Origin of the sequence: Chryseobacterium arachidis, assembly GCF_900129245.1 — a bacterium.
GTDB classification, from domain to species: Bacteria; Bacteroidota; Bacteroidia; order Flavobacteriales; family Weeksellaceae; genus Chryseobacterium; species Chryseobacterium arachidis.
This window is the reverse complement of record NZ_FQUT01000004.1, coordinates 434,539-449,524: the sequence shown is the minus strand read 5'-3', so window position 1 is coordinate 449,524 and position 14,986 is coordinate 434,539. Positions and strand designations below refer to the sequence as shown.

Sequence of the window (14,986 nt, the reverse complement as noted above, 5' to 3'; positions counted from 1 at the left end):
AAGCAGCTCATTAAGCTGCTTATTCTTTTTTACCCAATATTAATCTCCTTTCTCATGTTCATGAGGTTTTAATTTTGGGTGTTTTGGCTGGTTTGGAGGAGTAACTCTTCTCCTACGATCAGGTTCCCCGTCTGGTTTTTTAGGTTTGGGTCCTGGTTTGATTGCTTGGATTGTGCTCATAGCAAAAAAATTAGTTAATGATTACGTTCATGATATTAAAATAGATCAATATCAAGTCAAAAGTAATTTTTTAAGGCTTTGATTTATTATGGGAAACCGTATTTGAGTATTTTATTATGATGAATTAAAAATATTAACCGATTGATGATTGTTTTTTCTTGAACCACTCTTCGTATGCGCTCTTACTTAACATAGCAAATTTCTGCGAGTAGAAGTTTGTTAGCGTAGCTTATGAATTAATATATTTGAGAAAAAATAACATGAAAAATGATAACTATTTATTTTGGCTTATTGGAATAGGTTCTTTGATATTTATGGGATTTACTCTTTATGAGAATTATATGTATGCAGTACATTTAGGTTCTGATAAGCAAGGTATTTTTGGTGATATGTTTGGAGCTTCTAACGCTTTATTTACGGGGCTTTCTTTTACTGGAGTTATCATAGCTATTCTTTTACAACGCCAAGAACTAAAATTGCAAAGGAAAGAACTTGAGTTAACAAGAGAAGAAATGAAGCTTACCAGGCTAGAATTTAATCAGCAAAATGAAACACTCACTAAGCAACAATTTGAAAACACATTTTTTCAAATGATTTCAATGTATAGAGATAATACAGAAAAAATGACAGTAGATATTCAAGGTGTGAAAAGTGAGGGGAAACCATTATTTCAAGCATTCAATAAAAAATTAAATGATGATATTAATACTTTCATGAAAAATCGTTTCAAAAAAAACAATGATAATGTTGAAGACAAATTTTTTGACAATTTAGAAGCGGAGAAACTTAAACTAACAATTAATGAACTTGTAACTATTTATGAAAGAAGATATAAGTCTTTAGAAGATGAATTTGTAAAATATTTTTCAACCATTATCATCATATTAAAACTTGTAGATCAAGCTAAAATCGATGATAAGTTTTTTTATATATCGATCTTAAAATCACATTTTACAAAGTATGAAACTTTAGTAGTTTTTTATCAAACTATATCGCAAGATCCAAATAATGAATTTAGAAAATTGGTAGATAGGTATTCTATTGTCAATGATCTAGAAGTTAAGTTAATTGTGAATCCAAATCATTTTCTGAACTATAAACAGAAACAATTTTTAAATGATTATGTTACACAAAGTGATAAATTTTTCTCAACTTCAACCTCCTGATTTAATATCAGCTTAACTGTTTTTCTCCACAAGTGAGACAAATTCCGCTCATGTCAATGACATTACCTTTACAATTTTCTATCTTGCAATGTACTCTTTCAATTTCGCTTTCAAAATCACAGTTAATACAAAAAATTTTATTGGAAGTCGGAGTGTTCGGAATCAGAAATGCCCATTTGCTTAAAAGCTGATCATCTTTTGAACTAATTTCATAGAGGCAGGTTGGGCATAAATATCTCCTGCCAGATATATCAAAAGAAAAATATTTTTGCAGTTGCTTTATCCCTATTGTTATTTCCAAAAAATCTAAAAATTTATAGGACAAAGTACTTTCAAAGCCCCAATCATAATATCCAAAAAGAGGATTGGATTGATTCCATTTCCTTATATCGTTAAACCAATGGTCTTTTCCAAAGAAGTAAGTGTAAGCTCTTAATATGTCTTGTATTATTATTTTAGGATCACTTAATATATTACCAGCTCCATGAATAGCTTTGTTTCTGTTTTGTCGGATGGTTTCAATAAACTTTACCTTATCAGAGGTAAGTTTATCACTACTTACAGCACAGAAGGTGTGAAGTAAGTTTTCACCTGCAAATGTATACATAGAAGCATAGTCCACATCTTTACTTTCTGGTAAAGTTGGCCATTCTGCTCTTTTTTGTTCCAGCAGCAAATAGGGTGAGTTCTTTACAATGACACTTTTCATATAGGTCTCGATGCCTTGATGAAGTAAAATCACAGATGTTCTCAGGGTTGGCTTATTATGTTCCCATATCTCATTTAAAGGAACTTCTTCATAAATATTTTCGTCGTTATACTCTTTGTAGCTTGAGTAGATTCTGAAAAATAATTCAAGTGCCTGTATTAAACATTCTTTGGAAACTTTTTCAAAATCATCATAAGTTGGTATGTTAGTAATCATATAAATGTTTTACGAAACTTTAAAATATCAATTACTTTTTTAATAGAGAACGTTAAACAATTATATAACGTAAAGAATACTATTAGAATCCTATAAGTTTTTACAACACTTACTATTTTAATCTTTTGGATAAAGTGACATTTAATTTATCGACATTTAAATCTTTTCTTACAAGATTAATATGTTTATTAAATTTTTGTCAAGTTTTTCATGCGCTTCTATTGTAAGAGCTTCATTTTTGTCAAAAGCAGAGGTAATAAATTGTGTGGAATCCTGACCGAATTTTATTAACTCCTTATAAATGTCGCTCGGAATAGTGGGTAGAGCGCTGAATATTGAATTGTAAAAATCAGCTATCAGACCATCATAATATTCTGATTCTTTATTCAAAAATTTTTCCCATTTTATATTTGAACCTTCGTGATCTAACATTTCATCCATTATGTCAAAAAATGATTCGAATATAAAATTGACATGAAAAATCAATTCTTTGTATGCAAGCACCTTTTCTTGAAAAAGAAAATCCTGATTTGATTTATTACGATCTTTCTTAAAAGTAAGAATTGCAATAGCAAATGCAGACACGGAAGTGATTGTAGTTATGATCGCAATTATATCAGATGATGTCATGGCAAAAAATAATTAGTGTATATTTTTAATTTTAGTAAACTAATTTTATGTGTCATTATTGATTATTAGCAAATATAATAATGTATTTTATTTTGGAATGAAACCATCTCCGAATCCCTTAAATTGAATGTGATTTACTTTATTTAAAATATCTTGTGGTGGTACTTCGTTTTCTATAATTATAGTTTGTCTAATTTTTGTTTTAGATAAATATCTGTAAAAATCCATCGCAAGATTCAAATCGATGCCTTCTCCGCTTGCATTGGGTTTCTTATAAGTAACTAATGGTGAATCCAGTACTGGTACACCTATTTTGAAAGTATTATCTTCCATTATTTCATGTAAAGCAATGATATATACGGAGTAATAAATAGCTCTATATCCTTTTCCATAGGTATTCCTAAAACTATTTCCTATTTCAAATTCAAATGACTCACTACTGTAATTAACTGTTTTGTTTTCTCCAATTTCTTTCAATATTTCAGACATCTTTTTGCAAAGCTTTTTTGTCACATCCGAGGTAAGAGTTGGGTAGTTACCTTTAGTTATTGGAATCGATGATTCTAATTCCTTGATAGTCTGTGAGAAAGAATTAGTTTTGCTAATAATATCTTGAATTCCGATCAGTTGACTTTTTTTATTGTTTAAATTTGTAAGAGTTTCTATTGTTTTGTCTAGTTCAATTCCAATTCCGTCTTGTAATTTTATTCTTAGCTGCTCAAGTTCAGTAATGGTAGATAATAGTTTTTTCTCATTATCTTTTTCTTCTTCACTAATTAAAGTTTGTGAAACTTTTAATTCTTTTAAAAGAGAAGTTATTTTTTGAATTTCCGACTCACAAGAAATAATAATTTGTTCGATGTCCAGTGTTTTAGTGGTGATTTCCTGTTTACAAGTTGGACATGATGCATCACTATTTTCGGACATAAATAGACCTGACTCTATTGTTGATTTTAATCTTAATATATCACTATTATATTGTTGCTCTAGTATATATGATCTTTTTAACAATTCTGTTATTTCGCTACGACGTTTATTGAATTCTACATATTCAATATTTTTATTTGTATAGTCAGTTTCAACAGACAAATAATCCTTTTTAATTCTATTAAAATTAAGTGTGAAATTAATTAAAGAAACATTAATTCTTTCCAATTGACCTTCAATCTCATCACTGTTCAAATTAGGATCAACATTGGCATTATTGATAAATTCATGTAATAAATCAATCTTTCCTTTTCTCCTTTGTATCTCTTGGCTCGAGATTTTTTTTATAATACTACTGTCATCATTTCCTGTAAGAAAAAATCTTAAAGTATTTGATTCTTCAGTTTCTCGAGTATAATGTGATACAATTGGCGATTCTTTTGTTATGATCCGTTCTTCGTCAATTAAAGCAAACTTGACAACATTTCTGTAAGATAAACTAGTTGTGTCTCCTTTAGCATTTTTTCTTATCTTTTTATTGTCAATTTTGTTTAAGTTTAGAAAAAAGCTATTTAAATTATTCTTAGTATTTGAATCTAACTTTCGTTTTAAAATTTCAGGTTCGGTATTTAACTTATTGATTTTAGAACGATATAGTTTATAAGTGTTATTATTTTTTATTTCAGTTTCAATTGTATATGATTGGTCATCAGCTTCTATTTCAAGAAAAATATTAGAATAGCCTTTTATCTCTGGGATTGCTTTCAGCTTATCTGATGAGCCTAACATGAAATCAAGACAATCAAATATAAATGTCTTACCAGTATTAGATGGTCCGGAAATAACATTTAAACCATGTTTAAATTGAACAAAGGCGTCTTTCTTATTTTCGCCTGTCAAACGTAATTCTTTAAAGATATATCCAGCCATTATTTTAAAATTCCAATATTAAATTCTGTATTAGTTAAATTATCTCTGGTGCTAAAAATATTTCTTAATAATAGCTCGTCAGTAGATTCGTACTTACTAAAAAACCATTTCACACGAATCAGTAATTCTTGTGTGTATTGTTCAGATAATTTGTCTAAAAAAGGTGTAGAATCTTCAGTTGCTACATAGGTGATTCCATCAGAATCATAACTTATATCAACTAAATTTTTATAAAGTAAGAAATCCAAGCTGTCTTTAATGAGATTTCTTTTTATTAATATCTCACTTTCTCTGTATGGTACAGGAGCGTGAATACTTTGAGTAGCATTATCAAAGTCACCGGAGTGAATAACTATGTAATCAATGTAAATTAAACTTTGCAAATTAATTTTTTTTGGAAATGCTTCATTTAGTATAGAAAGCAATCTTAGACCTATTTCTAATTGATTGTTGAATGGATTACTTGGTGTCATCTTTCCATATTATTTTTTTGTCATTAACTAATTGGTGACAAATCCCTTTTCTATCATTTACAATGCTTACTGTTGTCAAAGGATTTGATGATAATTGTAGCGTTGAGGCTAACTGTTCGGAGGCTTTAATTTTCTTAAATGCATTTTCGTGTGTATCCTCAACTGTATCAATAATTCCGTGATAAATTTCATCCTGAAAATCTTGAAACGTATTGATTGGTAAACTATCTCTGTAGAAGTTCCTTAGTTGTTCTGCGTAATGAAAATTAATTCTAGTTCTATTAAAGTGATTTTGATAACTCAGATTTGATTTTAAGTCATTTATATTTTCATACTTGATTTTTGATTCGTCTCCATAAGAAAGAAATAATTGTTCAACATATACCAATTCATTTGCTTTAATTTGATCAATAGAAGCTTCATCAAGTTTAGGTCTGCTTGGAAGACCACCACCAAATCTTATGATGTGATTAGGATGCTTTTTATGCTTATCTAAAATATCTTTAATATTAGTCTTCTTAAAGATCCGAAAATCAAAATTTTCGAAATAGTCTAAAAATGAGCCCTCTAATTTAACGTCTAAATGTTTGGTAATTTTCTTTTCACAACTTTGTATCCAATTATCTTTAACTTTCTGCTTTAGTAGAATTTTATCTGTGAGAAGTTTAGATAGAGAAGTACCACAACCTTTAGGCGCAACAAAAAAATAATTTTGCGGAATCGGATAATCTTTTTTAAAAGTATAGTACAATATTTTCCCTATTTCAACATATACGTCAGAAGGATGAAGCGAATGGTCATAATGTTTGCACTGAAAACAATCCCACTTGTAACCTTTTACTGTTGAAGGTTCAATATATGCGATGACATCTCGTCCATTGTCATTAGCCCCGCCAATCCTCTCAATTTCAACATAATCATCTTGGAGAACTTCTAAATACTCTTTTGTAAATAATTCCCACTCTTCTGGTGAGAATATCTCTATTCTTTTGAGAGGGACAATATTTGCTCCATTAGTAACCTCAAAATTTGAAGTAAACTTTTTTTCTGACATCGTATTTGATATTATTGGGGGATTCCTTTTGATTATTCTTTCGATTATGAACAAATATATTGACTTTTCATCACATTTTTTTACGGCTTCCCGCACACAGCAAAAGTAAAAGAAACACTGTAGATCGTTAGTCAGTATTTTTACTGATTTTAAAAATATTGTTAATATTTGTTTATGTCTAACAACTCTATGAACATAAACTTTAAAGTGAAAAAATAAATAATATTATTTCGTAGAAAAGTAGCAATTTTATTAGTGCGAGTGATCTTAGTTTCTTTAGATGGCTTATTTTGTTGATATTTTATATAAACCAATTTCGTTTTGTAATAAAAATATAAGATCGTCACACAGCTCGATAACTTTATAAAATTTGATTTCAGACTCTTTTTTATATTGTTGCGTATCTGAAAAAAAAGTAGGTTGTAACAATTCTAATAATTTTTGAGAAATTGCCCTCACTTCAGTATCCATTTTAGGCTCTATAAATAGAATATTAGCATTGTACTCTTCTCCAAAAAATCTCTCTGAATCATTTTGTAATGTTAAATCAATTACTGGTTGTTTCTCATTTTTGAGGTTCTTAAGCTTTTCGGCGTAATCTGATTTTATCGAATGGGTTTTTTCGGCTATTTTCATGTACGATTTAATTTTGTAAGAAAATAGTTCTTCTCTCATTTTTTGTTTTCTACTAAATTTAGCATTTAAATAGGCAGCAATAATAACTGCAATAATAGAAAAAATTGGTACAGAGGCTTTTAGAATTTCAATAATTAAATTTAATTGCTTTTCATCCACGGTTTAGTTTTCATCTAATGTACGAATATTTTTATTTTGTACATACAGATTATGTTCAAATTTGATAATTATTTGTTATTCAAAAAATCAATTTCACCATGCACTTCTGATAATATCAAAAACATTTCAATATCTTCTAAATCGTCGTAGTCTTTATAAATTGTCTTTGCAAATTTTATAAAATAACTTACAAATCCCATAGCGATGTAACAATGAAATTTGTAACATTCTAAAGAGTTCTGTGAATATAAAGGATAAATATTTGCTTCTGTACGATTATTATTTTCTTCAAAATTAGAGATTAAATCAACTACATCGTCACTTCCTGAATGAGCAATCTCTGACAATTTAGAATATAAATCTTTAGTAACTCCATTAAATGTATTATTTACGTTCGGTGTTTTTTTGTGTAACTTAGATACTTCTTTTTTTTCAAGCTCTATTAATCTTGTAAAAGCTTCAAGTTGTTTTCGCACAAGTGTCGTTGACTCAATTATATCTCCAGATAAAATTAAATCATTAATAATAAAATGTGTTCTCAGGTACGAAGCACATAAACCAATTCTGTAGGAAATGTTGTCATCAATTTGAGAAGGAGGCGTATGAAAGTTATGAGAAATATTTAAAATAAGACCATCTAGCATAATTCTAAATTCCGGTAATTTTGAAATTTTAGATTCTTCTATTTTATATCTTTTTAACGATGCTTCCCTTGCTTTTAATGAATTACTACCAAATAGTTCAATTTCTTTAAAATATTTTTCAGTAATTGTTAACATTTTAGAATGTTTCTCGTCCATAAAATATCTACATTTAGCTAACAAGAAGTCTATCAAACTTATTTATAAAACTCTTAAAATACGCACAATTTTCATAAACTTTGTCGAAATCAACACCTTCCATAATATTGCCATTGTGTGACTCGGAGTATTTATTATGTAAACTAAATAAGTGTTCTTTAGGCTCTTCAATAGACATGGGATTTCCATTAAACTCAACATTACATTTATAATATTTGTTAAAAGAATTTATATCAGATAAAATTAATGCCTCTATTTCCCAAATATTTAAAAAGAATATGGTTTTTTTTACTTGGGTACATCCTTTGAAACTGTTATAATAATATTGCCTTTGAAGTCTTTTTTTTCTATATTCAGGTGTTAATAGACCATCTAAATCTCTTATGAAAATAACAATATCTGGTCTCTGTGTAATACATTCGATACGAAGTTCTGTTTTAGTCTTTTGATTCTCTAAAGATGAACCTGTAATTTTATTTTTTAATAACTCAACGAAGTTAAGATCCTTATATTTTTTAGACAGCAAATTCTTTATAGAAAGTGTATCTGCTGGAGCTTCACCAACTAAACCTATTTTCATATTAATCTTCTAAATCTGAGTTTAACCAAAAATCACTTAAATTGAGATCACTCATGTACATTTTAGCTTTCTCAATTTTTTCTTTAGACAATCTTTTTAGTTGTGTTTGCCCATCAGATTTTTCTGCGATTAATATTGAATCTAACTCATTAATTTCCAAAATATCCAAAGATAAAGGAGAATGTGTAGTTATTACTATTTGATTAGAACGACTTTTTTCTTTTAAAAATTTCATTAATCTAAATAGTTGATAGGGATGAATTCCCAATTCAGGTTCTTCAATGAAAATTACATTCAGATTGTTAATGACAGAGTCATTAATTAATTTGTCCATAAAATTGTTTCTATCTAAAATGAAAATTTCAGATATTATGTAGAAAATTCTTTTAGTACCATCTGAAAGGTCCTCGAAAGAAAACCATTTTTTATCGACCATAAATTCTAAAAAAAAGTTTCTTAAACTAATTTTTTCATTTTCTAGATCAATATCAATAGAAAAACTTTCATTAAATCTGAAGTCTTCAATTGGAGAATATTCTTTCAATAAGTTTTTTAAATCAGTTAAATATTCAAGACTATCTAAAACATTTTTTTTGTAGTCTCTTTTCTTTTCTGAAACAAATTTTTGAATAGATTTTTCACTTCTAAATTTTTTATTAAAAAAGTCTGGATCTAAAATGTTATCTGTTAAAGTTGCTGACAGCAATGTTTTAAAGAAAACACTCTGATTACTGGTATTATATAAATTAAGAAATTCATCTGAAATAAAGGAATCCCACAATTCAATATTAAGAGGAGAATCAACAATAGAGTAATTATTAGGTAAACCGTGTTTTATAAGTGTTGATTTTATTTCAATTCCATCATATAGCAATTGTTTTTTAAAATACTCACCACATTGATTTTCTTCTTCACTTGAAAAATCACCTGTAATATTATTTTTGGAATCCTTAATATATAATTGTGCTAAAAAATTTGGTTGAAATCTTCTAATTTTAAATCTCTCAGATTTGTCGTCAATATATTCAATATCATTTTGTAATACTGTTTTCTTATTAAATGAAAAAGAATAGTCAATTTGATTATAATTCAAAGAGAAATTTGCACTAAAATTATTAGAATGAGTGAAACTAAAATTTAGGCAGTTATGGAAAAAATTTAAAAAATTTGTTTTACCCACTGCATTCTTTCCTATAATTATATTCAAACCTGGTTTTAGTGTAGTAGATAAATTTTCTATCGATTTATAACCTGCTAAATTTGTGTTAGATATGAATAATTTTTCAGCTTTGTTCATTAAATAAATTTGAAGCTAATTTACAAAATGTTTGATAAAGTTCGAAGTGTTAAAAAACGAATGTGATGTGTAAACTAAAATTTATTGCGGTAATTTTAGTTTTAAATAAATGATTGTAACTAAAATATTCTTGTTTAAAAAATGATCTTTTTATAATAAGATTGTATTACTGAGTTAATAAATTTAATTTATAAAGTATGCGTTAATCTATCTCTTATCTCATTTTATTATCAATTTTCCGCTAATAAAATAGTAAAAAGACGTTCTCCAATAATGTTCTAATCCTCATTGCAAAGAAATTGGAAAGTAAAAACATAATTATGAGAATCATTGTTTTCTATTAAGTGTAATTTATTATGAAGGAAGTGTTATAATAGCTGTTCTGTTAATCTGCTTTATGGAAGGTATACGTAATTATTCCCCTTTCGATTCTCTTTTAACCTTTTCCCATTCGTTTTTTAGCATAGATTGAATATTAATTACTAATTCATCAATTACTTTTTCTGCATCTTCTATATCTGACTTCGATTTGTATTCACTTTTGTAAAAATTAATAAAGAAACGAATCAAATTTAACGTTCCAGAATCTTCAGTTGGATTAAAACGTAATTGTAAAATATATAATTTTTTTGCAATGGTTTCATAATCAACTTGCTCCTTAAATTTTAATGAATTCTTTGTCATAGAATCAAAATAATGCAATTGATATTTATAACTAGCATCTGCAATATAATTCTCATCTGGATTTTGCGATTCTATTTGGTCAATTTCATTTTTGTAAAATATCAAAGTTTCTGAAATAACAGATATTAATTCAGAAATTTCAGTTCTGATTACAGATAGCCATTTAATACGTTCTGATGTTATTGTATCAATATACTTGGCTTTTCTAGAATTTTGCCTAGTGTAATAAATATTTATGCAAGTTGCAACGAAAGTTAGAAGAACTCCTGATGGTAATATATATGTATTAAAAAAATCTTTCACATTAAAAAATATTAGGTTTAATCTTAAAAACTATTATCAAATGTATAAAATTTTCAAATCGATATGAATTGTTATTTTTTTTATCTCTACAAAATCACAAATATGAAAGCATTAAAAAATTTACAGGATTATGGCAACATTTCTTGCTCTAAGGACTTTAGATTGGATTTATGCAACTAAAAATAAATTAAAAGAAACAAAAACAAGTTCTCCAACAATGTTCGGAGCGTTACTACAAAGCAATTGGTAAATAAAAGAAAATCCTAACTTAAAGGTTAGGATTTTTTATTTTTTTAGGTGTGGCTTTTAATATATTATTTTCTTTCATGTAAAATTCAAAATCAAATTTTAAAGAGAAAAGAATTTGAGGTTCAATTCCAGCAGCTAATGAGATTCTTATTAATGTTGAAAGCTTGGGGACATTCTCTTTATTAATCAATCGATAAACCTGTTTTCTATCTACATTAGCTGCTGCTGCTAAGTCGGATATGTCAATATTCTTTTCCTCAATCACATTTTTTATATAATCAGAGATTGCAATAAAGTATTTATCTTCAATATATTTCATTAAATAAAAGTGACATATTTGTCAAATTTATCATTGACAAATATGTCACAGTTTGTAAAATTTTATTATATTTGTAAAATAAGTTACTGTAATGTAACTTTGCGATACTTCAAAGAATTATAGAAGCTATTGCTTAGAATCTCGCTTAGAAAACTGGTAATTTACGGAACGAGAGGATAAGTATTAAGCTCACGACCTAGGCGTGGGCTCTCTTATCTGTTCCAAGGCATACCAGTGCCCCTAAGCTGATAATGTAGAGTCCCATGCCGTTTTATTTCCCATGCCGTTCGCTCTTTCTACATAAAAAATCTAAGCCCGCTTCCTAAAAATAGTATCAGACTACACGATACAATAGGAATGTACAACCTATTGCGGCTTTTTAAAGCTTACTCGGGACACAATTTTCATTCATATTAATTAAGACTTTTGGTGCCTTTTGGTTTCTGGCTATACATTTCTATATAGTTTGAGTATACTGAAAGGTACTTTGAAAGTCAGATAAACAGAGATATTATAAATAAAGAGAAGAAATGAAATAAAGATCATCCTTTGAATAAAGAAGCCCTTTCCTTACAGTTTGGAGACATGAGGAAAGAGCCGAAGTTTATCAAGGAGTTTAATTAAAAACCCATACAAAACTATGAAAAAATCCTATTATAACATAGGAAGCATGAGTCTTGTCTTTATGCTAACCATTGTTTGTGGTTCGGCTAGGGCTCAGACCAAGACGATTAGCGGTAAGGTTACCGCAGAGAATTTACCTTTATCGGGTGTTATTGTTTCACAGCAGGGTAGTGATCAGAGTTCGGTTACTAATGAAAGTGGTGTTTACCATCTTAGTATTTCAGGGGATAATCCTTCGATTGTTTTTAGGCATTCTGATTATGCGGAGCAAGTTGTTGCTGTTGATAAACGGAGTGTAGTAGATATTGTCTTTAGTCAAAAAGTGAAAGGCATTGAGGAAGTTGTTCTTAATGCTGGTTATTATAAGGTTAAGGAGAGGGAGAGAACGGGAAGTATTGCTAAGGTTTCTGCTAAGGAGATTGAGAACCAGCCTGTAACGAATGTTCTTGCGGCTGCGCAAGGTAGAATGGCAGGTGTTTCGATTACTCAGAATTCAGGAACTGCGGGAGGTGGATTTGATATTCAGATCAGGGGCAGGAATTCATTGCGTACTCGATCTAATTCTGAGATTGATGGTAATCAGCCTTTGTATATTGTGGATGGTGTGCCTGTAGGGGGTGGCGTGAATTCAAGATATGGAGGAACGGTGCTGGCTTTGGCGAATGTGAATCCCCTGAACAGTATTAATCCGAATGATATTGAGAGTTTTGAGATTCTGAAGGATGCGGATGCTACGGCTATTTATGGTTCCCGTGGTGCGAATGGGGTAGTATTGGTAACAACCAAGAAAGCCAAGAAAGGGAATCTCAGGCTGACATTGAATTCTTCGTATGGTTTGAGCCATGCGGTATCGGGATTGGAGATGATGAATACGGAGCAATACATTGCGATGCGTAAACAGGCTTTTGCCAATGATAATATCTCTGTTTATCCTGCCAATGCGTATGATGTGAACGGTGCTTGGGATCAGAATCGTTTTACGGATTGGAGAAAGGAATTGATTGGCAGCTATGCGACGTTCTCAAATTCACAGCTTTCTTTGAGTGGAGGTAGTGATACTACTTCTTTCTTGGTGAGCTTGGGGCATAATGAACAGACTACGGTGTTTGGTGAGGATTTTAAGTACAGAACGAATACAGTTTCCGCTAATATAGCGCATCGTTCTCAGGACAGGAAGTTTAGCCTGAATATGTCAAACCTTTTTTCTGCTTTGGACAATAATGTGCTGACTTCGGATATCACCAATACTTCGTATTTGCTTCCTCCGAATGCACCGTCATTGTATGATTCTTCTGGGAATCTGAATTGGGAGAATAATACGTTCAATAATCCTTTGGCTACTTACCGGAATACCTATACCAATGACCAGCTTCAATTCCTGAATAATATTACCACGGAATATGAGGTGCTCAAGAATCTGAAGCTGAGGCTGAATGGAGGACTGACTTATCAGACGTTTGAGGAGTGGTCGCTGCGTCCGCATACAGCAAACAATCCGTCATCGGGGATGACTTCGGCTCAGTCTGCGGCTTCTAAAAGTAATCAGAATCGTTTTTCGGTAGTAGTTGAACCGCAGATTAATTATTCTTTTAAGACAGGGAAGCATTCGGTTGATGTTCTTGTTGGCGGAACGTATCAGCGGGACACGAATACGAATTCCGCGATTCAGGGGTTCGGTTTTGAGAGCAATGTGTTTATCAATAATATTGGTGCTGCTCAGACGAAGGTGGTGTCTGATGATGTGAAAACGGAATACCGCTATGCTGCTTTGTTCGGTAGGGTTAATTATCAGTATGACGGAAAGTATATTGTGAACTTTACAGGGCGTAGGGATGGAAGCAGCAGGTTTGGACCTAACAATAAGTTTGCGACATTTGGTGCTGTAGGGGCTGCATGGCTGTTTTCGAAAGAGGACTTTTTGAAGGAGAGTTCGTGGTTGAGTTTCGGAAAGCTTCGAGGGAGTTATGGTTCGTCGGGTAGTGACAATATTGGGGAGAACCAATTCCTCAACACGTATGTGACCTCAACATTGATTTACAATAGTGTGGTGGGACTGATTTCGTCGAGGTTGTATAATCCTGATTTCAGCTGGGAGAAGACGTTGAAGTTTGAAACTGCGCTGGAACTTGGGCTATTTAGAAATAGGTTGAATGTGACGACTGCGTTTTATGATAACAGGTCTTCCAGTCAGCTGCTGGGTTATCAGCTGTCGGCAGTGACTGGGTTTACTTCTGTGTTGGCGAACCTTGGGGCAACGGTTCAGAACAAGGGTTGGGAATTTGAATTGAAAGGGGATTTGGTGAGGGGGTCTGCTGATTCTTTTTCGTGGGATGCTGGATTCAATATCAGCTTTCCGAGAAATAAACTATTGTCTTTTCCTGGGCTTGAAGGTTCTTCCTATGCCAATACGTATGTTGTTGGACAGCCTGTCAATATTATAAAGCTGTATCAGCTTAATGGTATTAATCCTTCTACGGGGCAGTATGCGTTTACGGATTTCAATGGTGACGGTAAGATTGCTTCGCCTGATGACCGTCAGGTGATTAGGAATCTGGGACAGCAATTTTATGGGGGTCTGACGAATGATTTTAAGTATGGGAACTGGAATCTGTCTGTTTTGTTGCAGTTTGTGAAGCAGGAAAGCAGGAACTACAATAGTTTAATGGCTTCGCCGGGGCTGATGAATAATCTTCCTGTAGAAGCGCTGGATTTCTGGTCGCCTCAGAACCCCAATGGTTTTTATATGCCGTATCATGTGGCACCGACTGCTTCACATCAGCTGTTTCAGGTAAGTGATGCGACGGTGTCTGATGCTTCTTTTATCCGTCTTAAGAATGTTCAGCTGGCATACCGTCTTCCTCTGCAGGGGAAAGTGTTCCGGGAGGTGAAGCTTTATTTCCAGGGACAGAACTTGTATACGTGGACGAAATACTTCGGGGTGGATCCTGAGTTTAGTTCAGTGGGTTTTCTGCCGCCTTTAAGAACATATTCATTTGGGGCAACATTGTCCCTGTAATCTTAAAATCCTATTAAACTTTAAAAAAGAAATT

At 31.0% G+C, this 14,986-nt stretch carries 14 protein-coding genes; 2 read left to right on the top strand and 12 right to left on the bottom strand.

Translation table 11 applies throughout. The features are described 5' to 3' along the window. Positions 1–39: 39 nt before the first annotated feature. The gene (locus BUA89_RS23110) at positions 40–180 is read right to left on the bottom strand and encodes a hypothetical protein (RefSeq protein WP_178362450.1); all 141 of its coding nucleotides are present in this window, start codon (positions 178–180) and stop codon (positions 40–42) included. A 260-nt stretch (positions 181–440) separates the two neighbouring features. Between BUA89_RS23110 and BUA89_RS10590 the strand changes: the two genes are divergently transcribed. Then, the gene (locus tag BUA89_RS10590; protein WP_072956961.1) at positions 441–1,346 is read left to right on the top strand and encodes a putative phage abortive infection protein; all 906 of its coding nucleotides are present in this window, start codon (positions 441–443) and stop codon (positions 1,344–1,346) included. A gap of 7 nt (positions 1,347–1,353) precedes the next feature. Here BUA89_RS10590 and BUA89_RS10585 read toward each other — a convergent pair whose 3' ends face one another. The 11 genes from BUA89_RS10585 to BUA89_RS10535 form a co-directional block, all read right to left on the bottom strand. After that, positions 1,354–2,271: a hypothetical protein gene (locus BUA89_RS10585; RefSeq protein ID WP_072956958.1), complete on the bottom strand. Its 918-nt coding sequence runs from the start codon at positions 2,269–2,271 to the stop codon at positions 1,354–1,356. 168 nt (positions 2,272–2,439) lie between these two features. After that, on the bottom strand, positions 2,440–2,901 hold the full coding sequence (locus BUA89_RS10580) for a hypothetical protein (RefSeq protein ID WP_072956956.1): 462 nt from the start codon (positions 2,899–2,901) through the stop codon (positions 2,440–2,442). A gap of 87 nt (positions 2,902–2,988) precedes the next feature. After that, positions 2,989–4,758, bottom strand: a complete 1,770-nt coding sequence (locus tag BUA89_RS10575; RefSeq protein ID WP_072956953.1) for an AAA family ATPase — start codon at positions 4,756–4,758, stop codon at positions 2,989–2,991. Next, positions 4,758–5,231 carry an ABC-three component system middle component 2 gene (locus BUA89_RS10570; protein ID WP_072956950.1) on the bottom strand — a complete coding sequence of 158 codons (474 nt, stop codon included), beginning with the start codon at positions 5,229–5,231 and terminating at the stop codon, positions 4,758–4,760. The genes BUA89_RS10575 and BUA89_RS10570 overlap by 1 nt, the downstream gene beginning before the upstream one ends. Beyond that, positions 5,218–6,285: an ABC-three component system protein gene (locus BUA89_RS10565; RefSeq protein ID WP_072957160.1), complete on the bottom strand. Its 1,068-nt coding sequence runs from the start codon at positions 6,283–6,285 to the stop codon at positions 5,218–5,220. The genes BUA89_RS10570 and BUA89_RS10565 overlap by 14 nt, the downstream gene beginning before the upstream one ends. A gap of 285 nt (positions 6,286–6,570) precedes the next feature. After that, complete coding sequence (locus BUA89_RS10560; RefSeq protein WP_072956947.1) at positions 6,571–7,080, bottom strand: hypothetical protein; 510 nt, start codon at positions 7,078–7,080, stop codon at positions 6,571–6,573. A 68-nt stretch (positions 7,081–7,148) separates the two neighbouring features. After that, positions 7,149–7,880, bottom strand: a complete 732-nt coding sequence (locus tag BUA89_RS10555; protein ID WP_072956943.1) for a hypothetical protein — start codon at positions 7,878–7,880, stop codon at positions 7,149–7,151. Positions 7,881–7,893: 13 nt separating this feature from the next. Then, positions 7,894–8,460: a DUF4276 family protein gene (locus BUA89_RS10550; protein WP_072956940.1), complete on the bottom strand. Its 567-nt coding sequence runs from the start codon at positions 8,458–8,460 to the stop codon at positions 7,894–7,896. Position 8,461: 1 nt separating this feature from the next. Next, entirely contained in the window at positions 8,462–9,757 is a 1,296-nt protein-coding gene (locus BUA89_RS10545) for an AAA family ATPase (protein ID WP_072956937.1), read from the bottom strand. A gap of 414 nt (positions 9,758–10,171) precedes the next feature. After that, on the bottom strand, positions 10,172–10,744 hold the full coding sequence (locus BUA89_RS10540) for a hypothetical protein (protein ID WP_072956934.1): 573 nt from the start codon (positions 10,742–10,744) through the stop codon (positions 10,172–10,174). A gap of 268 nt (positions 10,745–11,012) precedes the next feature. After that, complete coding sequence (locus tag BUA89_RS10535) at positions 11,013–11,312, bottom strand: helix-turn-helix domain-containing protein (protein ID WP_072956931.1); 300 nt, start codon at positions 11,310–11,312, stop codon at positions 11,013–11,015. A gap of 640 nt (positions 11,313–11,952) precedes the next feature. On the opposite strand from BUA89_RS10535, the gene BUA89_RS10530 reads away from it, so the two are divergent. Continuing rightward, positions 11,953–14,952, top strand: coding sequence for a SusC/RagA family TonB-linked outer membrane protein (locus tag BUA89_RS10530; protein ID WP_072956928.1), 3,000 nt, complete (start codon positions 11,953–11,955; stop codon positions 14,950–14,952). The last annotated feature ends 34 nt before the right edge of the window (positions 14,953–14,986 follow it).